The following is a 24,932-nucleotide window of genomic DNA, read 5'->3' on the forward strand; positions in this document are numbered from 1 at the left end:
TTAGGGCGAAGGCCAGAGCGACGCGATGCGCGTGATCAGCGAATGACACCTGTGTCCACAACTTTCCAGCTCGTTTCGAAACTAGCGACGACAACAAAGGCGTCATTCGTTGCTGCGTCCGCTGGGCGCCCCTCAGTGCCATCGGCGTTGTAGTAGGTAATCGCCTCCTGGATAACTTGGACTTTGGCTTGATGGGTAGTCTGTCCGGCATTCCAGGCAATCTCAATCCTCGGAGTACTTACTTTCCCGCCCACAACCCACCGGCCATTCTTAGAGCTATCCACGGCCGCGTACTGGAATTGCATACAGGCTTTGCATTCAGGGGTACTCAAAGTACTAAGACCGGAGACATCGCCAGTCTCGTCTGCGTAGTTCCCGACTTCGTACCAGTACCCGATAAACGCTTCCAGCCCCGCCTTCGAGTTCTCCTTCGCCAGCTCCGGCATCACCGGAACGGGTACATTCTCCGCCTTCCCTGACGCGTCGGCGGGCTTGTAAACGGCAGGAGAAACGGCAGTAGCCGAAGCCGCCGGAACGGAAACGCTCGTGGTGGGCGACGCCGTCGTCGAACTTGTTTCTGAAGGTGGGCCGCCAGGCGCCGCGGAGCCACCCTGGCAACTGCTCAGAAGCAACGCAGCGGTCAGAGCCAAAAGCGCCGTTCGGACGCGAACAAACGGAAAAGAAGCAAACGACAGGCGTGACATGACAGGCTCCCCAGCAGCTGTTTGGCGGTGTGCCGGTCAGTCTAGGCGGGGGACGGGTAACCGTTCATGTCAGAAAACGCGGCCTGTGGATAAGTGCCTGCTGAACTACCCCCGCAGCTTCTCCATATCCCGGCGGTCCTTCTTGGTGGGCCGACCTGCGCCGCGGTCACGCTGGGGGAGTCCGAGCTTTGGAGCAACGGGACGCGGGGGAGTGTGGTCGGTGAAGCAGTGGGAAGCGGCTTCGGCACCCACACGCTTGGCGATGAGTCGCCGGACTTCGAGGATCCGTTCCCAGCCGGACTCGCGGACCCGGATGGTGTCGCCGATGATCACGCTTTGCGACGCCTTAACGGGGTTTCCGTTGATGCGGATGTGCCCGGCACGGCATGCGGCGGTGGCGGCCGAGCGCGTCTTGTAGGCGCGGATCGCCCACAGCCAGGCGTCGACGCGGACACTTGCCGGGGATGATGACGGGATACTCATGGTTGGGAAGAGTCTAACCGGGCCTCGCAAGACCCGCGAGAACGCCGGAAACGTGCGAGCCCCCGGGGAAGCCACCGAATACGCCGGAACGCTCCGGCGATCACGCAGCGTTCCAGCGATCTCGGCGGGGGCCGGAACCGAAAGAACCTACCGCACCGTCACCTCAAGCACCTGCGCCATGTTGTTCCCGATGCCTTGGTAGTTCCACACTTGCTCGGTGGGCTGCAGCGCGCCCGACGTATCCATCGCCCGGCACCGCAGAACGTGCTCGCCCGGGCTCGCGACCCACACCATGGACCACGAGCGCCAAGCAAAGTCGCCCAACGCCGGTTCCAGGTGCGCGGGCATCCATTCGCCGTCGATCCCCACCTCAACGCGCTCCACCTCGCCATGCCCGGACCACGCACGCCCGTGGAGCATCACGGGACCGGCATCCACCACGCGTCGCCGGGTGTAGAAGTCCGGGATCCCCGGCGGAATCATGAGGGAGCGGACGCGGATATGGCTCACGGGTATGCCTGGACCGTCAGGACCTTGAAGGTAGTGGTAGGCGACGGCCTGCTGGAAACCCATGAACCGAGACTTCACAGCCTCGATCGATGTCAACCACTTCACGCTCGCCATGCCATACCAACCGGGAACCAGCAGCCTGAGCGGGAACCCGTGCTGGATGGGCAAAGGGTTGCCGTTCATGGCGTAGACCAGCATGACTTCCGGATGCATCGCTTCTGCCACCGAAAGGCTGCGCGCGTAAGGCTCTTCGACGCCCCCTTGGATGCCGTTGTCGGCGCCGGTGAAAACAAGTTCGACGGCGTCACTCGCCAAACCTGCTTCCTCCAGCAAAGGCGCCAACGGAGTGCCGGTCCACTCGGCTGTGCCCACGGCACCTAGAACCCACGGTTGGCTGACGGGACGAGGTTGCAGAAGCGACCGGCCGTTGCCCGCGCACTCAAGGGTGACGGGCATAGTGACCGCGGGCCGGGCTTTGATGTCCTCAAGACTCAACTCAAGACTCCGATTAACGGCGCCACCCAGTTGTAATCGCCATGTCTCCGCGGAAACGTGTGGGATATCGAAGTGAATCAGCAGGTAGTGAAGGCCGGCCGGCGTAATGTCGTCGTGCAGGGCCTCCAGTGGCATGGAGTGATTCCGCCCGGAGAGCTGCAGTTCTTCGTGGGTCAGCGGACCTTGGGTCGGCTGACCGGGGTTGGCGGTTTTGGTTGCTCTTTGTTTGACGTGGTGCTTGGACATGGGACGGCGGCGTTCTACTGGAATCCAGACGCTGCGGAGTGCCGCAGCACTTAGGTCAAGGATCACGCCGCGGGCGAACCCGCGTCAATAGTTCGTTGTGTGGCCTGCTCTGCACGTCAACGCAAGCGCATAGGGTGCAAAGCGGGCCTCACAACGGAAGGAGGCTACCGGCGTCGTAGTTCCGGGTATTCGAGGTGGGGTGCAACCGTGCCGGCATCGCGCTCCAGGAAGTTCACGGCCGGGGCAACGATGTCGTCGATTTCGTCGAGGATCGCCTCGCTGAGCACCACATCTGCGGCCTTCAAGTAGTCGGTGAGGTGGTCCTCGGTTCGCGGTCCGATGACCACGCTGGTCACCGCCGGGTGGTTCAGGGCGAAGGCCACGGCGAGCTGTATCAGGGTCAACCCATGGCGTGCCGCAAGCTGCGCGAGGGCGTCAGCGGCGTGCAGCTTGCCTTGGTTAAAGGGCGCGTTGACATCGAAACGGCCAGGAACCGCAGCCGATCGCGAACTTTCCGGCTGTCCGCCGCCCACGCGATAACCGCCGGCCAGCCACCCGCCGTCGAGCGGTCCGTAACTCAAAACGCCGACGCCGTACTGCTGGGTGATGGGGAAAACGTCCCGTTCATTCGCGCGCACCAAGAGCGAATACGGAACCTGGTCCACCACAGGCGGCGTCAGGTGGTTGGTGTTCGCGATCCACTGGGCCTCCACGAGCTGGGCCGGGCTGAACACGGACGTGCCGTAGTACAGGATCTTGCCCTGCCGAATGAGGTCGTTGAGGGCTGTGATGGTCTCCAACAGATCAGTGTTGTAGTCCGGTCGGTGCGCTTGGTAAAGGTCGATCCTGTCCGTGTTCAGCCGCCGCAAGCTTTCCTCCACAGCCCGGACAATCCACCGGCGCGAGTTTCCCGCGTGCGCCGGGTTGGAGCCCATCTGGCCGTGGAACTTGGTGGCAAGGAAAACGTCGTCACGGCGGCTGTGAATGGCCTGGCCAACCACAGTTTCCGCCTCGCCCTGCGAATAGATGTCAGCGGTGTCAACGCTGGTGATACCGGCGTCGAGAGCGGCCTTGATGATGCGGATGCTCTCCGCTGGACCCGTGGGTGCGGCACCGGTGCCGAAGTTCAGGGTACCCAGCGTGAGGGGGCTGATCAGGGCGCCAGTGCGTCCAAGCGTTCGTAGCTCGTTGAGGCTCATGTCGGCTTCCTGTGGTGGGAAAGTGCTGGTGTCCAAGCCGTGTATGCGGCCATGGACTGGATGTTCAATCGAGGCTACACACGGCCGCCGGAGGCATAAACGCAAACGGTAGAAGTTCTTCGTTTTTCGTCTTGCGAGGTAATGGAAGCGGCCTTAATTCGCGATATTTCTTGACATGCGGCAACACAAATGTCTTTCAAATCAACAAATATTGCCGTTCTCCCACGCAGGTGAATCATGGGAAAGGAACTCAGGCTACGCACGATTAGGGGACAGCGGAATGACACAGACCACAGTGGAAGAAACGGCGGCCATCAAGGCAGCATTTGCGCAGTTTCCGTCCGGAGTTGCTGCGTTCAGCGCGATGGTGGATTTCACGCCGGAGGCCCTTGTCGCATCGTCCTTCACGGTTGGCGTTTCACTGGAACCGCCGTTGGTGATGTTCGCTGTACAAAACTCCTCCACCACCTGGCCGAAACTCCGCCAGGCCCAGCGCTTGGGTGTTTCGGTGCTCGCCGAAGGTCAGGAAGCGGCGGCCCTCCAACTGGCCTCCAAGACGGGCGACCGTTTCGCCGGGCTGGACACCAGCGTTGGCGATTCAGGTGCAGTGCTGATCGACGGCGCGGTGCTTGGTTTCGAATGCGAAGTCATCTCCGAGACACCGGCCGGTGATCACGCGATTGTGGTTCTCGAGGTCAAAGCGACCACCATCAACCTCGAGTCCAAGCCTTTGATTTACCACGGTGCGACGTTCCGGCAGCTGGCAGCGTAGGCGTCAGCTAGGAGTTGCGGCTGGCGCCGCTGAGCGAACCTTTTCGAATCGGGCTCGGAGACTTTCCACTCTTGGAAGTGTTCGGGCCTGGTTTCTTGGCCCCGTTACTTGAGCCAGGGCCCTTGGCCTCGCCCGACTGTGTCGGGCCGTTGTCCGGCCTCCTGGGCGGGAAGTCGGGACGCTTGGGAGCCGGAGTTTTGCCATTGGACGACGGCGTGGGGTCGTCAAGGTCGCGGACCGTCACCTTGATGGCGGGGGGCTGTTGGGCTTTGGCGCGCGCCGCCGCCCGTTCGTCTGCTTCTGCCACAGCATCCGCCCAATCCTTTGCGAGCACAGGCGGTTCCTTGGCTGCTGCAACGACTATGGGATGGTGGGCGGTCTGGTGTTCCACCACCGATTTCACCTCGGCCGGTTTGGGCAGGTTGCGGGGGTCGACTTTTGCCTTCCACGCGCCTTCCTTCAGCGTGGAAGAGGCTCCCGAGAGCCGCCGTCGAACATCTCCCATGAGGTCGCGCTTCGGCGCGGAAGCTGCGGCGGGAGCGGTAACCGGAGCCACCGCTGCGGGCGCGGAAACTGCAGCAGTTGCGGGGGCGGGAACGAAAGCAGGCTCCGGGGCGGAAGGCACGGAATCGTCGGCGTCAACTGCCACGGGATCAGACACGTGCGCCGGATGCTGGGGGAGGTGAACGATGGGAGTGTGGTCCTTCTTGGGGAAAATCCCCACCATCGCCAAGAGGATGATCGACAGTAGCCGTCCAATTCCGGCGACCACAAGAGTGATGATAATGATCAACCCGAGCCCCAGGAACATCAGGACCGCGAGTCCCAGTGTGCCCAAATACGTCAGATTGATGGCGAGTGTTGTCGGATCCTCCACGTTAGCCTCCCCTGGCCGTCGTTTTGTGATGCGCCCATTGCCCACCCAGCTTGCATATATAAGCCTAAGGTCCAGCACCGACGGAATCACGCCCCGCCCCACACTCTGGCGGGGTTGTTTCAAAGCTGTTATATGGCGTGGGAAAATATGTTGCCCAGCTCTCATTTTTAGCCTCAGATTGGGACCTCGTGACCCCTGATTCAGCCCGACTCCGCAATGGCGCTTGCCCCTGTCTCTCCGGCGAGCAGTACGTCGATTGCTGCGGACGATTCCACCGCGGCGAGGCGGACGCACCCACAGCCGAGCAACTCATGCGCTCCAGGTATGCGGCCTTCGTGGTTCTTGATGCAGGCTACCTCCTGCGCACCTGGCACGCCTCCACCCGTCCAACGTCCATGGACCTCGATCCGGACATGGAGTGGCGCAGGCTGGACATTGTTTCCACCTCGAATGGTGGCCCCTTGGACACGACGGGCACCGTGGAGTTCGCTGCGCACTACAGGCTCGACGGCGAACGCGGCGTCCAGCGCGAAATCAGCCGGTTCGTGCGGGAAAACAAGCGCTGGTTCTATGTGGACGGGGACGTACGCTAGCGTCTCACCGGTAGCTGCGGTGCAGGTTCTCCTTGGTTGAGGCGCCCGGCGAGGCATCTCCGATCCACGGGCCGGTCCCCTCGGACTGGTCCAGGACGCCGGCTTCCAACCAGGCATAGTCGCCGGCGAGGACCTTGCGCGAAAGGTCGTGATCGCCGTCGTCAGTATTCCTCCACAGCTGATCGAAGTATTCGTCCACCCGCACACGCGCCTGCTCGCAGAATGCCTCGGCCAGCTCGTACGCTGTGGCGCCTTGTTCGGGGTGGGTCCGGAGCAGCATTTCGGCGCGTGAACAGCATGCGGCCATGGCGAACAGTTCAGCACCGATGTCTACGATCCTGCCCAGGAACGCCTGCTTGTGCTCAAGCTTGGCCTGCCACCTGCCCATGCCATAGAAGGTCTGCCGGGCAAGCCGGCGCGAGGACCTTTCAACGAAGCGCAGTTGCTTGCCCAAGCGCCCGAACTCAGCATAGGACCGCGGATCCATCCCGGCACCGGCCACGAGTTTGGGGAGCCATTTTGCGTAGAAGCCGGAGGCCCCGACGGCGGCCCTCGCCTTATCCTGCAGGCTCGCATCCGCTGAGGCGAGGTCGCCCGCGGCGGCAAGGTGGGCATCCACGGCTTCGCGGGCAATCAGGAGCTTCATGATTTCGCTGGAGCCCTCGAAGATCCGGTTGATGCGGAGGTCCCGGAGGAGTTGCTCGGCCGGTACTGCCCGTTCGCCGCGGGCTTCCAGGGAATCTGCGGTCTCGAAGCCCCGGCCTCCGCGGATCTGGACAAGTTCGTCGGCGATCCGGCAGCTCAGTTCAGTGGACCACAGCTTGGCAAGCGCGGCTTCGATGCGAACATCCTTTTGGCCGGCGTCAGCCATTTCGGCGGAGAGTTCGAACACGGCCTCCAAAGCGAAAGTGGTGGCGGCGATGAAGGCGATCTTCTTGCCCACGGCCTCGTGTTGGCCCACAGGCCGCCCCCACTGGGTCCGTGCGTTGGACCATTCGCGGGAGATTTTCAGGCTCCACTTTCCCGCAGCGACGCACAGGCCCGGGATGGAGAGCCGTCCGGTATTAAGTGTGGTGAGGGCGATCTTAAGGCCTTGGCCTTCGCGGCCGAGCCTGTTGGCCGCAGGGACGCGAACCTGGTGGAAGCGCGTCACGCCGTTCTCGATGCCGCGCAGGCCCATGAAGGCGTTGCGGTTCTCCACGGTGATGCCGGGGGAGTTCATTTCCACGACGAAAGCGGAGATACCGCCCTTGTGCTCGGTGCCGTCAGTATCGGTGTGCGAAGGCACTCTGGCCATGACCACCACGAGTTCGGCGATCACGCCGTTGGTGGTCCACAGTTTCACGCCGTCCAGAAGATAGGACCCGCCGTCGTCGGACAGCACGGCAGTGGCGCCCATGCGCGCGGGGTCGCTGCCGACGTCGGGCTCTGTCAGGAGGAACGCGGTAATTGCGCCAGCGGCACAGCGCGGCAGGTATTCCTGCTTCTGCTCGGGCGTACCAAATTCTTTTACGGGTTCGGGGACGCCGATCGATTGGTGGGCGGAAATGAGGGCGCCGAGGCTCGGATGTACCGACCCCAGCAGGGCAAGTGCGCGGCCGTAATAGACCAGGGACAAGCCCAGTCCGCCATATTCACGGGGAATCTTCATGCCGAAAACACCCAGGTCCGCGAGCCCTTTCAGGTATTCGTCGGGAATCCTGGCATCGCGCTCGATGACACGGCCGGACATGGTTTTGGCGAATGTCACCAAGCGGGCCATGAAATCCTCGCCGCGCCGGACATCTTCAGGTCTGGCTTGCGGCCACGGGTGTATCAGGGTGAGGTCAAAGCTGCCCAGGTAGAGGCCCTTGGCGAAACTGGGCCGGTTCCATTCTGTTTCCCGGGCAGCCTCGGCAACGGCGCGGGCTTCTTCTGCGGTGGCATTGACGCTTGCTGCGGCGAGACTGTTGTCAGTGGCGGACGTCATGGGATAACTCCTCTAGCCGGTGGTGCCGGATGGAGCCAGGGTCCGCCGTGGGTGCGAACCCTTCAGCTGTCCCTCAATGCTACCCGCGAGTAGCTACCGGTGCTAGGGGAAACCTGGGGCTGGAATTCGGCGGGAATTTCCACTTGTCCGGCGTGGTGAACCACGCGATCCCATGCAAAGTTAATGCCGTGGACCAGGCCGCCCAGCACCGCCTTAACGGCGTACCAGGCAATGCCCATTGCTCCGATAAGAATAATTGTTGCCATGGCTGCTGCGGCGATAAAGGCCACCAGAATTGCAGCGAAAACCAGCGTTCCAATGAATACGTAAGTGGCTGTTTCAAGCGCAGTGAAGTCGAAATTCATGGTTCCCCCCGGGGCGACGGTGCGTGGGTTGACGCGGCGTGGCTGCGTCGATGCTCTGACACTAGGGGCGGACGAACGTTCCGGCCAGAGCAGAAACGCGTCGTGACGGCGTTGATATGGGATCGAAATCATACCGGGCGGTAGGTTACGGATTGGTTGCGGCGGGCAAGCTTCCGACGCGACGTGGGCGGGCACGACGACGGACCTTGGGGTGGGCACGACGACGGACCTTGGGCGGGTTCGCCGTCGGCTCTTTGGCCGCCGGCCGACCCGACAGTCGCCAGCGGTGGGCCCGTCGATGGCCCCCGCGACGCTCTGCGTTAACCTTGTACGGGGCAGTTTTCGCTGCCAGCCAGGTTTCGCAGCAGCTGAAGGAGAGTAGTTGTCCCGTTCAGCCATGTCCTCCGCCGACGCTATTGGCGCGAGGCTACGTGACCTCGAACAGTTGACCAAGGGCCCCGCGTGGGCTCTGACGCGGTCGGCGCCGTGGGTGATCGCGGTGCTGCAAGCGTCCTTTACCCGCACCCGGCCGCAGCTTCCGCTCGAAGAGTTCCACGCCGACGTCGACGCTTTCCTTGAGCAGCTCCGCCGTCAGGACCCGGCGTTGGGCGGCCAGCAGAACGGCAAGCTTTTCGGCGACGAATGGACCCGGAAGCAATTCCTGACGCGGCGCAACCAATCAGGTCAGATCGTTTACGAAGTTACCGAACCCGCTGCCCGTGTGCTCGCGTTCCTGGACAGCCTCTCCAGCGAGCGTTCCACGTTGAACGGTTCCCGGCTTGGCACGCTGCTGGGCGACGTGGAGAAGCTCGCCAACGAGACCAACCCGGACCAGAGCGCACGACTGGAAGCCCTTGAAGAGGAGATCCAAGAGCGTCAGCAGCTGGTGGAAGACATCAGCTCCGGAGAGTTCGACGGGCTCCTGGACGACGAAGAAGCCGTTGAAGCGGCGGGCAACATCCTGGACCTCGCTGCCAGCCTGCCGGCCGATTACAAGAAAATGCGTGACCGGATCGAGGAGCTGGTGGGCGAGCTCCGCAACCAGATCATCGAGGAATCCCTGAGCAAGGGCGCCACCATGGCCCAGGTTTTGGAGGCCGACAAGCGCCTGCGGCAAAGCCCTGAGGGCCGCACCTTCCGCTCGTTCACTGCTTTTCTGGAGGATCCGCAGCAGCAGGTGCGGTTCCGCTCGGCGATCGGCGAGGTGCTGAGCCGGCAGTTCGCCGATGACCTCTCCCATGAGGACCGCGAAACGCTGAAAAACCTGGTGGCCGAGCTGCGCACGCAGCACAGCCAGATCCAGCGGATTTACGGCAAGCTCTCCGAAAGCCTGAACACTTATATTCAGAGCGACGATGTCAGGCAGTCCGTCAGCCTGCGAAAGGTGCTGGCTGAGGCCGAGCAAGCCATCCGGTCCATGCCCTACGAACGCGACCGACCCGGCCTGGTCCGCGGACCTGCGCTCTTCAATGCCGGGTTCGAGTCGCTGGCCATGGTCAAACTCTTCGACCCCGACGAATTCGCAACACCACCACGCCTGGCCGATCCCATCGCTTTCAGCGACTCGGACCGGGTGCGGTCAGCGCGTACCGGCAAAGCGCGGCCTGAGGTTGTCCGGGCAGCCATGGCAGGTGCAGCCACGCTGGGCGACGCGTGGGAAAACCTTCCCGCCGAGGAGCGCCACATCAACACCGTGCGCACCCTGCTGTCCATGGCATTGCAGACCGGAGCGGCCTTCGACCGGGCCGCCTGGGAACACATCGACTTCGAACAAATCGACGGCAGCATCCGTACCGCGTACCTGCCTGTCGTCTCGCTGAACAAGGACTCTGATGACTGAAGAAATCACGACGACGGATATCACCGAAGCGGACGAGGTCACCGAAGAGGCGGCTGAAGTCGATGTTGAGGCGGCCGAGTCCGCTTCTGAGCCCGCTCCGGAAGTCAGCCATGCGGACCCCTTCCGGGTCACGCCGCGGGATACGTTCGTGGACGGCGCCGCGCTGTTCCCCGGCGACACGGGAGTGTTGCCCATGAAGGTGCGGCATGCGCTGGTGAAACTGCTCAAGGGCCCGTATATCGACGGGGGCCGGGACGAGAAATTGTGGACGACGCTGCTGGATAACCAGTTGATCCTCCGCAGCCGCCTCTCCGAGCTCTTCCTCAGCCTCCAGCTCGATCACGACCGCAAAATCGCGGTCCTCCGGCCCGTTGACCCGGAAGTCATCGGCGCCAGCTCCCGCTCCAGCATCCTGCGCCAGCAGCGTGCCCTGAGCCGGGTGGAAACCATCGTCCTGCTTCGCCTGCGCCTCCTGCTGGACCGCCACGTCACAGCCCAGACGGACCCGACCATCACCCGCGAAGAGATCGCGGACCTCGTCGCCAACTACACACCCGCCGGCCAACAGGACGCCCTCCGGGACTCCGACGTCGTCACCCGCACCATCACAAAGCTGCTGGCCCGCCAACTCATCCTCCCCACACCGCTGGACGACACCTACACCATCAGCAACGCCCTCCCGTTGGCCCTCCCTTTCGAAAACATCGGCGACATCCCGGCCCAAATCGAGGCCCTGGTAGCAGTAGCAGCCGACGAATCCGGCACGGAGCCGTTGCTGGACCTCGACTCCTCCGACTCCTCCGCTGAAGACGACGACGCCGATGCCGCGGACGCAACCACGACTGACGGGACACAGAAGTGACCATCGCAAGCATGCTCCCGCTCGGCGAGCTCACGAACCCCGGCCAGATGCGTTTGGCACTCGTGCAGGTGGTCAACTGGGGCACCTTCCATGGGGCGCACACCATGCATGTGGACCGCAAGGGCACGCTCCTTACGGGCAACTCGGGTGTCGGTAAGTCGACCCTTTTTGACGCGATGCTCCGGGTGTTTGACGCCCGTCCGCGCTCGAACGAGGCTGCGGCCCAGCGATCCGGTGGGGCTGTGGAGGACAAGAGGACCACGTTCACTTACATGCGCGGCAAGGTGGGTGATAAGGCGGTTGGGGATAGCTCGGCGAGTGCCTTCCAGCGCCCCGGTGCCACCTGGTCCGCCGTCGCACTGACGTTTGATAATGCGGCCGGCACGAAGGTGACGGTGTCGGCCCTGTTCGACTTGCCAAAGAATGGCACGGAGTCGAGCGTCGGGCGTTTTTATGTGATTGACAGCAAGCCGTTGGACCTCGAAGCGATTGAAGGCATTGCGCAGAAGCGGTTTACCAAAGGCGCGTTGGAGTCGATCTTCCCCGAGGGCCAGGTCTTCGACGTGCACAAGGCGTTCGCCGAAAGGTTCCGCAGGCTCCTGGGCATCAACTCGGACCAGGCGCTTCCGCTGCTTCGTGTGATCCAGGCCGGTAAGGGCTTGGGCGGCAGCGTGAATACGTTCTTCCGTGACCAGGTGCTCGACGCTCCGGCCACGTTGGCTGCCGCCGATGATGTGGTGGAGGAATTCAGCAACCTGATGTCCATCCGGCAACGGTTGGAGGATGTCCGGCAGCAGCGGGACCAGTTGGCTCCGGTACCGGGGCTGAACAAGGAGTACGCACAGGCGTTGCTGGACGCGAACCGTCTCCGGGAGCTGGCCGGCGAGGAATTCGAGGCCTACAAGCAGCAGCTTGCTGTCACGGTACACGCTAAGACGCTGGCCCGTTTCAAGGAGTTGGCTCAGTCCAAAGCCCAGGAACTGGCTGCTGAACGCACTGTTCGGGATGCTTTGGCCAAGGAGCTCCGCGACCTTGAACTGGACTACAACAATCGCGGCGGCAATGCGATTTCGGCCATTGAGCAGTCGTTGGAGAACGCCCGGGTTGGCCTCAAGCTGCGTCAGCAAGTTGAGGATTCGGCCAAAAAGGCGCTGGCCGACGCTGGACTGAATCTTGAGTGGTCCGCCGAGGGGTGGGATCAGGCGCATGAGCAGGCAGCAGCTCGCTCGGCGGAGTTGAAGGACGACTCCGAGGCGCTCAAGGAGCTTCGTTTTGAGGCCTTCGACGGCCATGCGACCAAGAAACGCGAGCTTGCCGCGGCCCAGCAGGAGCTGCTTTCCTTACGATCGCGCAAGTCGTTGCTGCCGCCGTCGAGCATTGAGAACCGGGCTGCTATCGCAGCAGCAACCGGGGTTCCGGAAGAGCGGATGCCGTTTGGCGGTGAGCTGATCGACTTGGCAGAGGGCCAGGACCAGTGGCGTCCTGCCGCCGAGCGAGCGCTGCGCAACCTCGCCACCACGTTGCTGGTTCCGGGTGAGCATTTCGCCGCAGTGACGCGGTACCTGAACGACAACACCGTCCGGGGCGCCCTTCGCGCTGTCGATGTGTCCAAGCCGCTTGCCGGTGGCGCGCTGGCTGTGGAAGACGTGTCCGACGGCGACCTCTTGACTAAGTTGAGCATTCTCACCTCGGGCGCCAATGCCGACGCCGGTGAATGGATCCGCGAGCGGATCGCCTTGGACTTCGCGTACCCGTGCGTCGAGGACCCGGACGAGCTTGCTTCAATGGACAAGGGCCTGAGCCTGGGTGGTGTGGTTAAACGCAACCGGCACACCGTGGAGAAGGACGACCGTTTCACGAGCCGGCAGGATTACGTCCTCGGATTCGACAACGCCTCCAAGCTCGAACTGGTGGCAGCGCGGGTGGGCGAGCTGGAAAACGAGCTCGTGAAGGCCGCGGAACTTGCCCAGAGCCGCGAGGATTCGCATCAGGGTATGGCCCGTCAGCTCGAAGCACTGCGTCGGGTCGCTGAGGATGAGCGGCCGTGGGAACAGGTCTCCGCAGCCGTGGCCGCTGATGAACTTGCCAGGATCGAACAGCGACTCGTGGATGCCCTGGCCGCGCAGGCAGACCTGGAGCCGCTGCGTGCCAACATCGAGAGTGTCCGGGAAAAGCACCAGTCCTCCACAGGTACGGCCGCCGTCCTGCAGAGCGAATACAAAGCGCTGGACCACAAGATGACCGCGGCGGACGGCCTGCTCGATGCGGCGAGGTTGAAGCTGGAGCAAGCACCGCCGTCGGCCTCTACCGTCACCGCGCTGGAGCCGTACTTCGACGGCGTCGCTGAAGTTTCCGAACTGTACGAGCTCGACAACCTCGCTAACAGCGTCCGGAATAGGCTGCTCGACGAACTGCATGGCGCGGAATCCCGCGGCCAGGCGACGGCCGAACGGCTGACCCGCATGTTCGAGGCGTTCGTGCGCGACTGGGGAAGCGCCATCAGCGCCGACCACGGCACCTCGATCGGAGCCGCCGGGGACTTCGAAGCCCGGTACCACGCGATCGTCAGCGACGGTTTGCCTGCTCAAGAGGCCGAATTCCGGCTGTTCTTCAACCAACGCACGCACGAATCGTTCAGTACACTCCTGCACTTGCTGGACGAGGAACGCCGCAGCATCACCAGCCGCATCCTGCCCCTCAACGGCATCCTGTCGCAGGTCAATTTCCATGAGGGCAGCTTCCTGGAACTGGACATCAAGCAGACGCTTCCGGCCACGGCCAAACAGTTCAAGGACGCCATCCAGAACGCCCTGAAAGCGAAGCACGCGCGGCCGTCGCGTGGTGTTGCCGCTTCAACGGGTGCTGGTTCAACGGCAGAAATCGACGACGACGCCGAGCTCACGGCACGCTATAAGTCGTTGGAGACCTTGGTAAAGCGGCTTGGCTCCCAGACGCCGGAGGATCGGCGCTGGCGGGCTGAGGTGCTGGACGTGCGCGGGCACCTGTTTATTCAGTGCAAGGAACACCGCGAGGTCGCTTCGAAATCGGGCAAGACCGGCGCCTCTGGAAAGTCGGGCAAAAAGAAGACCGAGGTCTTCATGCACGCCGACACCGGGTCAATGTCCGGCGGTGAGCGGCAGCGCTTCACGGCGTTCATCATGGCCGCGGCATTGAGCTACCAGCTGGGCATCGCTGAGCAAGGCTTCACCACATACGGCACCGTGATGATGGACGAAGCCTTCGTGCTGGCTTCCGAGGAATTTGCTGGTGCCGGCATCAAGGCGCTTCACGAATTCGGGTTCCAGTTGCTCCTCGCGGCCCCGGAAAACGTGATTGACCTGTCCAGGCACCTTGGTTCCGTCACGGAAATTCTCCGGGACAAGCGAACCAACCGCTCGGGTGTGCTCACGGCTCCGGTCATCGCCGGGCCCGGGGAACCAGGAGCATGGCGTTCCGAAGCCAACCCGGTGGACATCGTCCTGCGCTGACGGCACCTCTCGTCCAGCGGGCCCACGTAGGTAGCAGATCAGGCCCTTTGAAGGTTCTCAACGGCACCTGCTGCTACCTACTTGGGCTTCATACCTGGAGTTACTTCGCGCAGACCCGGTCAAGGAATTGTTCGGTTCTGGATTCCAGTCCTGCGATGTGGCGAACAACGACGGCGGCCGGATCCGGGTTGATCTCGTTGGCGGGCGGTTCCTTGCGCACGTTGGCGCTGCAGCCGAAGTCGGCGCAGATCAGTGTCCCCACGGTATTCCCGTCCTTGCCGGACTGTCCGGCTTTCTTTGCGACCCATAGGTAAACGTCGTCCTTCGAAAACACGTCGCGGCAGAGTTCGCAGAGGACTACGCGCCTCTTCCCGGAGCCGCCTTCGGGGGCCCGGAGCATGATTCCGGTGAGCTTCCCCCGGTACTGAACCACGAGGTATCCGCGCTGGGGCATTTTTTCGTCCCGCCAACCCAGGAATTCCAGGTTGTCCCAGTCGATGGTTTCGAAGTCGCGGGGGAGGTTGGCCTTGGCTGCCTCGGAGCGGCTGGCGTTGATGAAGGACGAACGGATCTGTTGGGCAGTGATTTTCTGCATGGCATAGCTTCTTTCGGAAATGGTCGACGTCCGCGCGCTGAAGATGGGCGCGGGAAATGGCAGCAGGCGTCGGTCATCGAGGGAAGGAAGGGCACAGCTTTTAGACCCCAACTAAGGGGCGTGCCTGGAAACCTAGGACGATGCCGACGTGCGGGGGAATGCCAAGCAGGCCAAAACGGCCACCTCGCCAACCATGGCTGCGTCAACTGAAACAGTGCGCACGCTCATCCCCTCGTCGTGATCCTTGGAAGCGGTAGTCCGCTGCCGCTAATACTTTCAAAAGTTCGGGGCAGATGTCCACTGGGAGAGGGTTTGGGGGAAGGGCGCGGGATGTGAGAGAGGGTTTGGGGGAAGGGCGCGGGGTGTGAGAGAGGGTCGGGGGGTGTGACCTGCGTCGCATTTTGGCAATGAGTTGGATTAGGTGACGCAAACGTTTCTTAATTGACGACAGGCTAGGCTAGCCTTACTTAGGTTCGCATCACTTACTTAAGGAGTCCCGTGGCTTCCCTTCTCCCACGCCGCGCCCTGCTGAAAACAGCAGGAACCGCGACGGCCGCTTTGGCCGCCGTCGCTCTTACCCTCACCGGCTGCTCAACTGGCCCCGCAACCTCGGCTCCGGCAACTGAGCAGGCAGCTTCAGCAACCTTCCCGGTGACCATCAAGAACGTCTTTGGCGAGACCACCATCAAGGAACAGCCCAAGCGCGTAGTTACCGTCTCCTGGGTCAACGACGACATCGCGATCGCACTGGGTGTTGTCCCGGTTGGCGTTCCCAAGAACGAGTGGGGCAACAACGACAAGGGCTCAACCCCTTGGAAGGATGCAGCGCTGGAGAAGCTCGGCGCCGGCTTTGGCTCGGACAAGGCTCCGGTTCAGTTCTCCGAGGCGGACGGCATCAACTTCACCGAGATCGCCAAGCTCAGCCCGGACGTTATCCTGGCCGCGTACTCCGGCCTGGAAGAGGCTGACTACAAGAAGCTCTCCGAAATCGCCCCCGTTGTGGCGCAGCCGGAGCTCGCCTACGGCACGCCGTGGCAGGAAAGCACCACCCTCATCGGCAAGGCACTGGGCAAGGAAGCCGAAGCCAAGAAGCTGATCGAGGACACTGAAGCCACCGTCAAGGACAAGGTTTCCAAGTTCCCGCAGATCAAGGACAAGACCTTCATCTACGGCAACCTCGAGCCTGCCAAGGGCGACGGTGCCAACATCTACACCGCCATCGACAACCGTCCCCGCTTCCTCTCCGAAATCGGCATGAAGCTGGCTCCGGTAGTCACCGAGAACACCAAGACGTCCACGGACTTCTTTATCCCGTGGTCCGCCGAGAAGGCCAACGAGCTCGAGTCCGACATCTTCGTGACCTGGGTTCCGGACGCCACCACAGCAGAGGCCATCAAGGCTGATCCGCTGCTCGGCCAGATCCCGGCCGTGAAGAAGGGCGCGTTGGTTGCCGATTCGGACAACACCCTGACGCTGTCCATCTCCGCTTCTTCGCCGCTGAGCTTGCCGTGGGCGCTGGACACGTTCCTGCCGCAGCTGGGTAAAGCAGCAGACGCAGCGGGCAAGTAACTGCAATGAAACTGAGTACGACGGCGGCAGTCCAGGGGCGGGGCAACGGCACTTTGGTGTCGGCTGGCCCGGGAGGCATCACCCCTGAAACTGCGGGAACCGGAGGGGGAACCGGCTCCCGCAGCACGGCAGGCAAGCGTGCTGCTTGGCTGCTGGCGGCCGTCGTCGTACTCACCGCAGTGTGCGCTGCATCCCTGGCGATCGGCGCACGCGGCCTTCCCCTTAGTACAGTGTGGGAAGCACTCACCAACGTCAATCCGGAAGACGGTAACCACGCTGTGGTCATCGCCCGGATTCCCCGCACCGTGCTGGGCCTCCTGGCCGGGGCCGCACTGGGTTTGGCCGGCGCAGCCATGCAGGGCGTTGCCCGCAACCCCCTGGCCGACCCCGGCATCCTGGGGCTCAACGCCGGTGCTGCCCTTGCAGTCGTCGTGGGGATCTACGTTTTCGGTATCGGCTCCCTGTCCGGCTACATCTGGTTCGCCTTCATCGGCGCCGCGGCGGCCGCCGTCGTGGTTTATGCCGTTGCTTCCCTGGGCCGCGACGGTGCGACGCCCGTCAAGCTAGCCCTCGCGGGTGCGGCCCTGAGCGCCGGCCTGTTCTCCCTGATGAACGTCATCCTGGTTTCGAGCCAGGACACTTTCGACCGCTTCCGTTTCTGGCAGGTGGGCACCATCGGTGGACGTGACTGGTCCGTCCTCCTTCCCGCGCTGCCGTTCCTCGCAGTCGGGGCCGTGATTGTCCTGGCTGGCGGTCGCATCCTGAACAGCCTTGCCTTGGGTGATGACATTGCCCGCGGGCTCGGCCAAAACGTCACGCTGGCCCGGAGCATCACCGGGTTGGGCATTGTGCTGCTGTGTGGATCCGCCACTGCTGTAGCCGGACCGATCGCGTTCCTGGGCCTCGTCATTCCGCACGCTGTCCGCTCCCTGACTGGCCCGGATTACCGGTGGATCCTGCCGTTTTCCGCAGTTGTGGCCCCTATCCTGCTGATCAGCGCCGACATCGTTGGCCGCGTGATCCTTCTCCCCGGTGAAGTCCCCGCAGGCATCATGACCGCAATCATTGGCGCTCCCGTCTTCGTCTGGCTCATCCGCCGCGGAAAGGGGGCCGGGCTGTGACCACCGTTCACAAACTCCCCACCGAGTTGGCACTTAACGCCAATGATTCCCACAAACATGGGCATCAACTGTCACTTCGGCGCGTGCTCAGCCCCACGTTCTTCCTCGGGCTGGCAGTCGTCGTCATGTTCGCGGTATACGTGCTCCTGGGCAGCTACACCGTGACCATCCCGGACTTCTTCACCATCGTCATCAACCACCTGACCGGCGGCGGGAAAATCCCCGGAGCCAGCTTCATCGTGATGGAGCATAAACTGCCCCGCGCCGTTGTGGGAACCATGATCGGCATCGCCTTTGGCCTGGCCGGCGCACTGTTCCAGACCATGCTGCGCAACCCGCTGGCCAGCCCGGACATTATTGGCATCAGCTACGGCGCCAGTGCGGCGGCCGTGACGGCCATCGTGATCTTCGGCGCTTCCGGAGCCGTGGTTTCCGGTGCTGCCCTTGCCGGAGCGCTCGGCGTTGCGGCCATGATCTACGCAATCTCCCGCGGCGGTTCCGGCGCGGGAGGAGGCAGCCGCGGCAACGCAGCAGGCAACCGACTCATCCTGGCCGGTGTTGGCATTGCGGCTGCACTTCACGCGGTGGTCAACTTCCTCATGACTCGCGCCGACATCCGCACCGCCGCCGACGCCCTCATCTGGCTCAACGGCTCGCTCAACTCCGCCACCTGGGACCGGGCAGGCGTCCTCGCAGTCTCATTGCTGATCCTGGTCCCCGCCGTCATTGCCCTTGCCGGCCCCTTGCGCATCCTCGAACTCGGCGACGACGCCGCCGCGGGCCTCGGGATCAAGGTCAACGCCGCCCGGCTGGCGCTGGTGCTCACCGCCGTCGGACTTGCCGCCGTCGCAACAGCTGCTGCCGGTCCGGTAGCGTTCGTCGCTTTCCTCGCCGGTCCGATCGCCCGCCGCATCGTCCGTAAACCCAGCCTCCCGGCGTCGGCCCTTACCGGCGCCCTGATCGTGTTGCTCGCAGACTTCTTCGCCTCCAACATCGCCCCCGTCATCCTCGACGGAACCGTCCTTCCGGTCGGCGTCATCACCGGCGCCCTCGGTGCCCCCTTCCTGCTGTGGCTGCTGGTCACGTCGAACCGAAAGGAGGCCTGACATGGCCGTCCTTAATGCCAAGGACCTTACGCTCCAATACGAGGCACGCAAGGTGGTGGAGGGACTCACCACCGAGATCCCCGAAGGCAAGGTGACCATGATCGTGGGCGCCAACGCCTGCGGCAAGTCCACCCTCCTGCGCGGCCTGTCCCGCCTCCTTAAGCCAGCCGGCGGTGCCGTGACGCTGGACGGCAAGGACATCCACACCCGCCCCGCCCGCGAACTCGCCCGGACGCTCGGGCTTCTTCCGCAGCACCCCACCGCCCCCGACGGAATCACCGTCCGGGACCTCGTGGGCCGCGGGCGGTACCCGCACCAAGGCTTCTTCCGCAGCTGGAGCGCAGCCGACGACGCCGCGGTGCAGCGCGCGCTCAACGCCACCTCCACGCTGGAACTCGCTGAGCGAAGCATCGACGAGTTGTCCGGCGGGCAGCGCCAGCGCGTCTGGATCGCCATGGCCCTCGCGCAGGAAACCGAAGTTCTGCTGCTGGACGAGCCCACCACATATTTGGACCTGGCACACCAGGTGGAAGTCCTGGACCTGATCACGGACCTCAACCACAGCCGCGAAACCACAGTGGCTATCGTGCTCCACGACCTCAATCTCGCTGCACGCTACGCCGACCATGTCATCGCCATGAAAGGCGGGTGCATCGTGGCCGAAGGGCCGGCGCCCGTCGTCGTGACAGAAGAGCTGGTCTTCAACGTTTTCGGTCTGGAATCCCGTGTGGTTCCGGACCCCATCTCAGGAACACCGCTGATCGTTCCCATCGGACGCCACCACGCACGCCCCGCTTCAACCAACGAACTGGAGATCGCCTCATGAGTGCACAACCGACAAAGGCAAAAGCAAGTGCCGCCGTGGAGCCCATGACCCTCGCCTTCGACGTCACCGTGACGGCCGTGCAGGAGCTCAGCCCCAACTTCCGTCGCATCACCTTCGGCGGCTACTCGCTGCGTGACTTCGGCGTTGCCGGGGACACCCTGGACCTGCGCGTGAAGCTGATGATCCCGTCCTTCGACGCTTCCGGACAGCAGATCCCGCTCCCTCCTTTCAAGATGGAGGAAGCAGGCTGGTACCAGGAATGGTTGGCCATGGACCCGTCGGTCCGCGGTGACATGCGCACATACACCGTCCGCTCCGAGCGCCTCGACGCCGTGTACCCCGAGATCGACATCGACTTCGTCATGCACTTCGACGACGCCGGCCACGGTGGGCCCGCTGCCAACTGGGCTGTTGCAGCGAAACCAGGGGACGCCATCACCATCATTGGCCCCAACAACCGCGCAGCCCAGTGCACCACTGCCGGCGCTTACGGCGGCATCGAATGGCGTCCGGGCCTGGCGCAGCGCGTACTCCTGGCCGGCGACGAAACCGCCGTCCCTGCCATCAGCGCCATCTTGGAGAGCCTGCCCGCCGACATGACCGGGCACGCGTTCCTCGAGGTACCCGAAGCCGGCGACTTCCAAGACATCTCCACCGAAGCCAATATCGAAATCACCTGGCTCGCACGTGGCGCAGCCATCGGACGCTCACGTCCCCACGGCGAACTCCTCAAGGAAGCCGTCGCCAAGGCCGTTCCCGTGCCGGGCTGGGTAGGCATCAAGGGTGCCGGGACCGCCGCTGGACCCGAGCCCGAGGACGTCAACGTGGACCAGGACATCCTCTGGGAAACCCCGCAGCGCATGGACACCGCCGCCATCGAAGCCACCAAAAACCCCACCCTTCCCGCAGGCGCCCTGCCGTTCTATGCATGGATTGCCGGTGAAGCGTTCGTGATCAAGGAAATGCGCCGGTACCTGGTGCGGGACGTTGGCATCGACCGCAAGCAGGTTGCCTTCATGGGTTACTGGCGACGAGGCAAGGCCGAGGGCTAAGCCCTTACGCTAGTCCACGGCAGCGGCTCGTGTTCGCCCACCTTCCGACGCTCTCTCACTTCCCTCGGGTTTGGGGCGGGCGCTCTCTCACTTCCCTCGGGTTTGGGGCGGGCGCTCTCTCACTTCCCGTTGGCTTGTTCACTTCGGGTTGGCTCCGGTGTAACCGGGAGCGGGTAGGGTCGGCCGGGTGCGGGAGGAATTCGGGGACGGAAAAAAGGTTCGACGGCGGTATGTCGCCATCGGAGATTCCTTTACCGAAGGGGTGGGGGACCCGAGTAAGGTCCTGCCCAACGGGGTCCGCGGATGGGCCGACCGGGTTGCTGAGAGGTTGGCCAAGGCCCAGCCCGGATGGGAGTACGCCAACCTGGCCGTGCGCAGCAAACGACTCCGGCACATCATCGATGAACAACTTGAGCCCGCCCTCGCCATGGAGCCAACGCTCGTCACGCTCTACGCGGGCGGCAACGACATCCTCGACTTTGGTACCGATATGGATGCTCTCCTCAATGACTACGAGTTGCTTGTCGCGCGCCTCAGCGGAACCGGGGCCACGCTGGTCCTGTTTACCGGGTTCGACGTAAAGGTTTCTGCCGTCCTGGAACCTTTCAAGAAACGGAACACGCTCTACAACCAAAGAGTCCGCGACATCGCCGCCAAGTATGACGCAGTCCTGGTGGACTATTGGTGCTTCGACGCGTACAAGGACTCGCGGATGTGGGCCCCGGACCGGCTCCACATGTCCAAGGCCGGCCACAAATATTTGGCTGCCCAAGTGCTGGATCACCTCAACGTCCCGCACAAGATCTCTCCGAAAGAGTGGGACCCGCCTACCCGCATGTCCATGCGCGAATGGGAGCGCCGGCAACGCCGCTGGGTCAACGACTGGGTGGTCCCGCTATTCGGACGCAAACTACGCGGCGTTACCCTGGGGGACTCCATCAGCCCGCGTTGGCCGGAGCCCGTGAGAGTTCCACGCAAGGGCGGCCTGAAAAAGCTCATGGAGGACCGGGAGGCAGCGCAGTGAAGGGACCAGCCCCCGTGCGAGATCAGGACCGGTTTGTGGCCCATGACGAAACCGTGCGGTACGCCAACCTCAGTTGTCGAGCAGGTTTTCGTAGCCTTCAGCCACGCTGGTGGCAGTGAATTCGATGATCTCGAACTCGGCTACTCCATTGCTGTAGAACGGGTCCTTTGCCAGGGAAGCATCCAGCGTCGCCCGGTCCACTTTGGAGAGCAGAACACCGCCGGTGGCCGGGACGCGGCGTCCGGACGCAAGGAAGGTCCCGGCGTCGAAGGCGTCCTTAAGCCAGGCCATATGGCCCGGGCGGTGGAAATCGACAATTTCGTCGGGAACTTTGTAGGTCAATGAGACGACAAACATGCCGCCAGCCTATCGCCTGGGGCCGGGCCGGGAGCCAAGGATGTAGGGAATTCTCATAAGATGGAGGCATGACTCAACCCCGCTGGCTGAATGCCGACGAACGCCGTGCTTGGCTGGCCCTGCTGAGCATCAACACTTTGCTCCCCTCGGCGTTGGACACCCAGCTTCAGTCGGCCGGCAAACTGTCCCTGTTCGACTACAACGTGCTTGCAATGCTCTCCGAAACCGAAGGTCGGTACCTTCCCATGAGTGAGCTCGCCGCACGGACAAGTGCCTCGTTGTCGCGCCTTTCCCATGTGGTTACCAAGCTGCAAAAACGCGGCTGGGTAGAACGGCAAGCGCACCCCGGCGACGCTCGAGTCACTGTGGCGCACCTGACCGACGCCGGCATGTCCACCATCGTGTCCCTCGCCCCGGGACACGTCGAATCCGTGCGGACGCTGATGCTCGATTCCCTCAGCCCCGACGACGTCGCGGATCTTGCCCGCATCGGAGAGAAAATCGTTGCCCGATTGGACAACAATCACTGGATCCTGCGCGATTCCTAGCTCGCCCACTGCGAGCTTTGTGGCCTCGAGCGTTGAAGTGGCAGACTGACGGCATGGATTTTTCTGCCCGTTATGTTGCCCTGGGGGACTCGTTCACTGAGGGTGTTGGAGACGACGATCCGGCCCGCCCCAACGGCGTACGCGGTTGGGCCGACGTCGTTGCCGGGCAGCTCGCCCACAGCAACCCGGACTTCGGCTACGCCAACTTGGCCATCCGCGGCCGGAAGCTCCGGCAAATCATGGCGGAGCAGGTTGATGCCGCAGTCGCGATGAAACCAACGTTGGTGACGCTGTACGCGGGGGCGAACGACATCCTGCGGCCCAAGATCGATATTGACTCGCTTTTGGAGGAGTACGACGCCGGCATCGCCAAGTTGAGCGCGTCGGGAGCCACCGTGGTCCTCTTCACCGGCTTTGATGCGAAGGGCTCAAAGGTTTTCAGCGCCATGCGCGGCCGCACGGCGATCTACAACGAACTGGTGCGCGAAATCGCCGAAAACCACGGCGCCCTCCTGGTGGACTACTGGCGGTTCGACGAGTACGACGACTGGCGCCTTTGGGGTGAGGACCGCATGCACATGTCCACCGCCGGCCACGTGAACATGGCAAAGCGCGTCCTGGATGTCCTCGAGCACGAGCACGTCATCGAGGTTCCCGAACTGGCGCCGGTCCGACTGATGAACCGTGTTGAGGCATTGAAAGCCAACGCACGATGGTTCCGGGAATCCGCGGCGCCGTGGGTTGCCCGCCGCGTACGGGGAGTGTCTTCCGGCGACGGTTTGAGCCCGAAGTACCCGGAACTGATCCGGCCACTGTAGTCCGGGCTGGCGGGCGACCCGCCAGGGTTGAGTCGGTGTTACGGCCGTGGTCACTCAGGGCTTATGATGCCGGATTGGTCTTAATTTGGCATGACCCGTAGAATAGTTAGGCGCTAGGTAGTGCGGATCGTGTGCAATTGCTCCGGTTGGTGGTGACCGTCAGTTTACTGACGTCCCGGTGGCCGGTAGTTAGGGGCTCAAGTTGCGTGCATTCCTGTATTCGCCCGGTATCCCAGGATCTGTTCCAGTGATTATCACTGCCCGGTCCTGAGGCCAACCTTCTTCGCCGCACTTGGTGCGGAAACTACCGAAATGGTCTGGACCCGGATGCGGACGCTGCCTGTCGCACGGCAACGCAGGAACATCTGCACGCCGTTACATTCAATCTTTGGAGGAGAGTCATGGCAGCACACTGCCAAGTGACCGGAGCCGAGCCGGGCTTTGGACACAGCATTTCGCACTCGCACCGTCGCAACAAGCGTCGGTTCGACCCGAACATTCAGAAGAAGCGCTACTGGGTTCCGTCCCTGCGCCGTAACGTCACGCTGACCCTGTCAGCCCGTGGCATCAAGACAATCGACGTACGCGGCATCGACTCAGTCGTCGCCGACATCCTGGCACGAGGAGTAAAGCTCTAATGGCAAAGGACAAGGACGTACGTCCGATCATCAAGCTGAAGTCCACTGCGGGCACCGGTTACACCTACGTAACCCGCAAGAACCGTCGTAACGATCCTGACCGCCTGGTCTTGAAGAAGTACGACCCCAAGATCCGCCAGCACGTCGAATTCCGAGAGGAGCGCTAAACACATGGCAAAGAAGTCAAAGATTGCTCGCAACGAGCAGCGCAAGGTCATTGTTGAGCGTTACGCTGCCAAGCGTCTCGAACTGAAGAAGACCCTGGTTGACCCCAACGCGACTGACGAAGCACGCGAAGCTGCACGCCTAGGCCTGCAGAAGCTGCCCCGCAACGCCTCCCCGATCCGTCTGCGTAACCGCGACCAGATCGACGGCCGTCCCCGCGGCACGCTCCAGAAGTTCGGTATCTCCCGTGTTCGCTTCCGCGACATGGCTCACCGCGGTGAGCTCCCGGGCATCACCAAGTCTTCCTGGTAATCACGAAGCTCTAAAGGGCCGGCAACCGTTATGGTCGCCGGCCCTTTTTGCGTTAAGCGCGTTTGTCAGTGGGTGCGTGGTTCCAGCAGGCGGCGGTCATCCTCGGCGCGCTCGGTCGTCCCTCCCTTAGACGCGCGCTGCCGGATAACAGCCGCCTTTCCGAACGCTCTCTCACCAAATCACCGCTTTCGGGAAACTGTCTCTCAGGTCCCTCGGGTTTGCGCCCGTCGCTCTCTCAGGTCCCTCGGGTTGGGTTGAGTGTTCGACGGCGGTGGTGTGCGTGGGAGCGGTGCGTTGGGTTGGTGGCTGGCCTGGTCTTGTGACGGGCTTCACGTGGGCTGGTTTTGGCGGGTTTTGGTTGGTTTGGGGTCTTGGTGGGGTTGTTTGGCTTGTGTTTG

The 24,932-nt window shown here is 63.1% G+C and carries 25 protein-coding genes; 16 read left to right on the forward strand and 9 right to left on the reverse strand.

Annotated elements, in window-relative coordinates; translation table 11 throughout:
- Positions 1-35: 35 nt before the first annotated feature.
- The 4 genes from A477_RS23285 to A477_RS0109530 all read right to left on the reverse strand — a co-directional run bounded on the left by A477_RS23285 (position 36) and on the right by A477_RS0109530 (position 3,637).
- Positions 36-704, reverse strand: a complete 669-nt coding sequence (locus A477_RS23285) for a DUF6318 family protein (protein WP_026005492.1) — start codon at positions 702-704, stop codon at positions 36-38.
- Between the two features lie 105 nt (positions 705-809).
- Positions 810-1,187 carry an RNA-binding S4 domain-containing protein gene (locus tag A477_RS0109520; protein ID WP_017198775.1) on the reverse strand — a complete coding sequence of 126 codons (378 nt, stop codon included), beginning with the start codon at positions 1,185-1,187 and terminating at the stop codon, positions 810-812.
- Between the two features lie 147 nt (positions 1,188-1,334).
- Positions 1,335-2,438 (reverse strand): sulfite oxidase, encoded by a 1,104-nt coding sequence (locus A477_RS0109525; RefSeq protein WP_017198776.1) that lies wholly within the window; start codon positions 2,436-2,438, stop codon positions 1,335-1,337.
- Between the two features lie 164 nt (positions 2,439-2,602).
- On the reverse strand, positions 2,603-3,637 hold the full coding sequence (locus A477_RS0109530) for an aldo/keto reductase (protein ID WP_026005493.1): 1,035 nt from the start codon (positions 3,635-3,637) through the stop codon (positions 2,603-2,605).
- A gap of 280 nt (positions 3,638-3,917) precedes the next feature.
- On the opposite strand from A477_RS0109530, the gene A477_RS0109535 reads away from it, so the two are divergent.
- A complete protein-coding gene (locus tag A477_RS0109535) occupies positions 3,918-4,409 on the forward strand; it encodes a flavin reductase family protein (protein ID WP_017198778.1) in 492 nt (163 codons plus the stop codon).
- 7 nt (positions 4,410-4,416) lie between these two features.
- On the opposite strand, the gene A477_RS0109540 is transcribed toward A477_RS0109535, so the two are convergent.
- Complete coding sequence (locus tag A477_RS0109540; RefSeq protein ID WP_017198779.1) at positions 4,417-5,286, reverse strand: hypothetical protein; 870 nt, start codon at positions 5,284-5,286, stop codon at positions 4,417-4,419.
- A gap of 188 nt (positions 5,287-5,474) precedes the next feature.
- Here A477_RS0109540 and A477_RS0109545 point away from each other — a divergent pair, with 188 nt between their 5' ends.
- Positions 5,475-5,879 carry a YchJ family protein gene (locus A477_RS0109545; RefSeq protein WP_237715770.1) on the forward strand — a complete coding sequence of 135 codons (405 nt, stop codon included), beginning with the start codon at positions 5,475-5,477 and terminating at the stop codon, positions 5,877-5,879.
- Between the two features lie 4 nt (positions 5,880-5,883).
- On the opposite strand, the gene A477_RS0109550 is transcribed toward A477_RS0109545, so the two are convergent.
- On the reverse strand, positions 5,884-7,848 hold the full coding sequence (locus A477_RS0109550; protein WP_017198781.1) for an acyl-CoA dehydrogenase family protein: 1,965 nt from the start codon (positions 7,846-7,848) through the stop codon (positions 5,884-5,886).
- A gap of 62 nt (positions 7,849-7,910) precedes the next feature.
- Complete coding sequence (locus A477_RS0109555) at positions 7,911-8,213, reverse strand: hypothetical protein (RefSeq protein ID WP_017198782.1); 303 nt, start codon at positions 8,211-8,213, stop codon at positions 7,911-7,913.
- Positions 8,214-8,595: 382 nt separating this feature from the next.
- Here A477_RS0109555 and A477_RS0109560 point away from each other — a divergent pair, with 382 nt between their 5' ends.
- From A477_RS0109560 to A477_RS0109570, 3 genes are read left to right on the forward strand one after another with little or no spacing between them, the layout of a single operon-like run.
- Positions 8,596-10,053, forward strand: a complete 1,458-nt coding sequence (locus A477_RS0109560) for a DUF3375 family protein (RefSeq protein WP_026005494.1) — start codon at positions 8,596-8,598, stop codon at positions 10,051-10,053.
- Positions 10,046-10,915, forward strand: coding sequence for a DUF4194 domain-containing protein (locus A477_RS0109565; protein ID WP_017198784.1), 870 nt, complete (start codon positions 10,046-10,048; stop codon positions 10,913-10,915). Before A477_RS0109560 ends, A477_RS0109565 begins: the two co-directional genes overlap by 8 nt.
- Positions 10,912-14,403, forward strand: a complete 3,492-nt coding sequence (locus A477_RS0109570; protein WP_017198785.1) for an ATP-binding protein — start codon at positions 10,912-10,914, stop codon at positions 14,401-14,403. Before A477_RS0109565 ends, A477_RS0109570 begins: the two co-directional genes overlap by 4 nt.
- Positions 14,404-14,503: 100 nt before the next feature.
- Here the strand turns inward: A477_RS0109570 and A477_RS0109575 are convergent, their stop codons facing one another.
- Entirely contained in the window at positions 14,504-14,998 is a 495-nt protein-coding gene (locus A477_RS0109575) for an FBP domain-containing protein (RefSeq protein ID WP_017198786.1), read from the reverse strand.
- Between the two features lie 498 nt (positions 14,999-15,496).
- Between A477_RS0109575 and A477_RS0109585 the strand changes: the two genes are divergently transcribed.
- The 6 genes from A477_RS0109585 to A477_RS0109610 all read left to right on the forward strand — a co-directional run bounded on the left by A477_RS0109585 (position 15,497) and on the right by A477_RS0109610 (position 21,696).
- Positions 15,497-16,567, forward strand: coding sequence for an iron-siderophore ABC transporter substrate-binding protein (locus A477_RS0109585; protein WP_017198788.1), 1,071 nt, complete (start codon positions 15,497-15,499; stop codon positions 16,565-16,567).
- Between the two features lie 5 nt (positions 16,568-16,572).
- The gene (locus A477_RS0109590; protein ID WP_017198789.1) at positions 16,573-17,688 is read left to right on the forward strand and encodes a FecCD family ABC transporter permease; all 1,116 of its coding nucleotides are present in this window, start codon (positions 16,573-16,575) and stop codon (positions 17,686-17,688) included.
- On the forward strand, positions 17,685-18,794 hold the full coding sequence (locus A477_RS0109595) for a FecCD family ABC transporter permease (RefSeq protein WP_017198790.1): 1,110 nt from the start codon (positions 17,685-17,687) through the stop codon (positions 18,792-18,794). Before A477_RS0109590 ends, A477_RS0109595 begins: the two co-directional genes overlap by 4 nt.
- 1 nt (position 18,795) lies before the next feature.
- Positions 18,796-19,620 (forward strand): ABC transporter ATP-binding protein, encoded by an 825-nt coding sequence (locus A477_RS0109600; RefSeq protein ID WP_017198791.1) that lies wholly within the window; start codon positions 18,796-18,798, stop codon positions 19,618-19,620.
- The gene (locus A477_RS0109605; RefSeq protein ID WP_017198792.1) at positions 19,617-20,672 is read left to right on the forward strand and encodes a siderophore-interacting protein; all 1,056 of its coding nucleotides are present in this window, start codon (positions 19,617-19,619) and stop codon (positions 20,670-20,672) included. Before A477_RS0109600 ends, A477_RS0109605 begins: the two co-directional genes overlap by 4 nt.
- Positions 20,673-20,859: 187 nt before the next feature.
- Positions 20,860-21,696 carry an SGNH/GDSL hydrolase family protein gene (locus tag A477_RS0109610; RefSeq protein WP_017198793.1) on the forward strand — a complete coding sequence of 279 codons (837 nt, stop codon included), beginning with the start codon at positions 20,860-20,862 and terminating at the stop codon, positions 21,694-21,696.
- Positions 21,697-21,765: 69 nt separating this feature from the next.
- On the opposite strand, the gene A477_RS0109615 is transcribed toward A477_RS0109610, so the two are convergent.
- Positions 21,766-22,053: a YciI family protein gene (locus tag A477_RS0109615; protein WP_017198794.1), complete on the reverse strand. Its 288-nt coding sequence runs from the start codon at positions 22,051-22,053 to the stop codon at positions 21,766-21,768.
- 68 nt (positions 22,054-22,121) lie between these two features.
- Here A477_RS0109615 and A477_RS0109620 point away from each other — a divergent pair, with 68 nt between their 5' ends.
- From A477_RS0109620 to rpsN, 5 genes are all read left to right on the forward strand, one after another.
- Entirely contained in the window at positions 22,122-22,601 is a 480-nt protein-coding gene (locus A477_RS0109620) for a MarR family winged helix-turn-helix transcriptional regulator (RefSeq protein ID WP_017198795.1), read from the forward strand.
- Positions 22,602-22,654: 53 nt separating this feature from the next.
- On the forward strand, positions 22,655-23,419 hold the full coding sequence (locus A477_RS0109625; protein WP_026005495.1) for an SGNH/GDSL hydrolase family protein: 765 nt from the start codon (positions 22,655-22,657) through the stop codon (positions 23,417-23,419).
- Positions 23,420-23,820: 401 nt separating this feature from the next.
- A complete protein-coding gene (gene rpmB, locus A477_RS0109630) occupies positions 23,821-24,057 on the forward strand; it encodes a 50S ribosomal protein L28 (RefSeq protein ID WP_011776361.1) in 237 nt (78 codons plus the stop codon).
- Positions 24,057-24,224: a 50S ribosomal protein L33 gene (rpmG, locus tag A477_RS0109635; RefSeq protein ID WP_003798558.1), complete on the forward strand. Its 168-nt coding sequence runs from the start codon at positions 24,057-24,059 to the stop codon at positions 24,222-24,224. The genes rpmB and rpmG overlap by 1 nt, the downstream gene beginning before the upstream one ends.
- Before the next feature lie 4 nt (positions 24,225-24,228).
- Positions 24,229-24,534 (forward strand): 30S ribosomal protein S14, encoded by a 306-nt coding sequence (gene rpsN, locus A477_RS0109640; protein ID WP_011776360.1) that lies wholly within the window; start codon positions 24,229-24,231, stop codon positions 24,532-24,534.
- The last annotated feature ends 398 nt before the right edge of the window (positions 24,535-24,932 follow it).

The organism is Arthrobacter sp. M2012083 (genome assembly GCF_000281065.1).
In the GTDB taxonomy this organism is placed as follows: domain Bacteria; phylum Actinomycetota; class Actinomycetes; order Actinomycetales; family Micrococcaceae; genus Arthrobacter.

Excerpts from the sequence above, each read along its gene's own strand:
- A477_RS0109520 (WP_017198775.1), bottom strand. The coding sequence starts at position 1,187 with ATGAGTATCCCGTCATCATCCCCGGCAAGTGTCCGCGTCGACGCCTGG.
- A477_RS0109620 (WP_017198795.1), top strand. The coding sequence starts at position 22,122 with ATGACTCAACCCCGCTGGCTGAATGCCGACGAACGCCGTGCTTGGCTG.
- A477_RS0109625 (WP_026005495.1), top strand. The coding sequence starts at position 22,655 with ATGGATTTTTCTGCCCGTTATGTTGCCCTGGGGGACTCGTTCACTGAG.
- A477_RS0109600 (WP_017198791.1), top strand. The coding sequence starts at position 18,796 with ATGGCCGTCCTTAATGCCAAGGACCTTACGCTCCAATACGAGGCACGC.
- A477_RS0109530 (WP_026005493.1), bottom strand. The coding sequence starts at position 3,637 with ATGAGCCTCAACGAGCTACGAACGCTTGGACGCACTGGCGCCCTGATC.
- rpmG (WP_003798558.1), top strand. The coding sequence starts at position 24,057 with ATGGCAAAGGACAAGGACGTACGTCCGATCATCAAGCTGAAGTCCACT.
- A477_RS0109615 (WP_017198794.1), bottom strand. The coding sequence starts at position 22,053 with ATGTTTGTCGTCTCATTGACCTACAAAGTTCCCGACGAAATTGTCGAT.
- A477_RS0109590 (WP_017198789.1), top strand. The coding sequence starts at position 16,573 with ATGAAACTGAGTACGACGGCGGCAGTCCAGGGGCGGGGCAACGGCACT.
- rpmB (WP_011776361.1), top strand. The coding sequence starts at position 23,821 with ATGGCAGCACACTGCCAAGTGACCGGAGCCGAGCCGGGCTTTGGACAC.
- A477_RS0109565 (WP_017198784.1), top strand. The coding sequence starts at position 10,046 with ATGACTGAAGAAATCACGACGACGGATATCACCGAAGCGGACGAGGTC.
- A477_RS0109525 (WP_017198776.1), bottom strand. The coding sequence starts at position 2,438 with ATGTCCAAGCACCACGTCAAACAAAGAGCAACCAAAACCGCCAACCCC.
- A477_RS0109555 (WP_017198782.1), bottom strand. The coding sequence starts at position 8,213 with ATGAATTTCGACTTCACTGCGCTTGAAACAGCCACTTACGTATTCATT.
- A477_RS23285 (WP_026005492.1), bottom strand. The coding sequence starts at position 704 with ATGTCACGCCTGTCGTTTGCTTCTTTTCCGTTTGTTCGCGTCCGAACG.
- A477_RS0109535 (WP_017198778.1), top strand. The coding sequence starts at position 3,918 with ATGACACAGACCACAGTGGAAGAAACGGCGGCCATCAAGGCAGCATTT.
- A477_RS0109550 (WP_017198781.1), bottom strand. The coding sequence starts at position 7,848 with ATGACGTCCGCCACTGACAACAGTCTCGCCGCAGCAAGCGTCAATGCC.
- rpsN (WP_011776360.1), top strand. The coding sequence starts at position 24,229 with ATGGCAAAGAAGTCAAAGATTGCTCGCAACGAGCAGCGCAAGGTCATT.
- A477_RS0109605 (WP_017198792.1), top strand. The coding sequence starts at position 19,617 with ATGAGTGCACAACCGACAAAGGCAAAAGCAAGTGCCGCCGTGGAGCCC.
- A477_RS0109575 (WP_017198786.1), bottom strand. The coding sequence starts at position 14,998 with ATGCAGAAAATCACTGCCCAACAGATCCGTTCGTCCTTCATCAACGCC.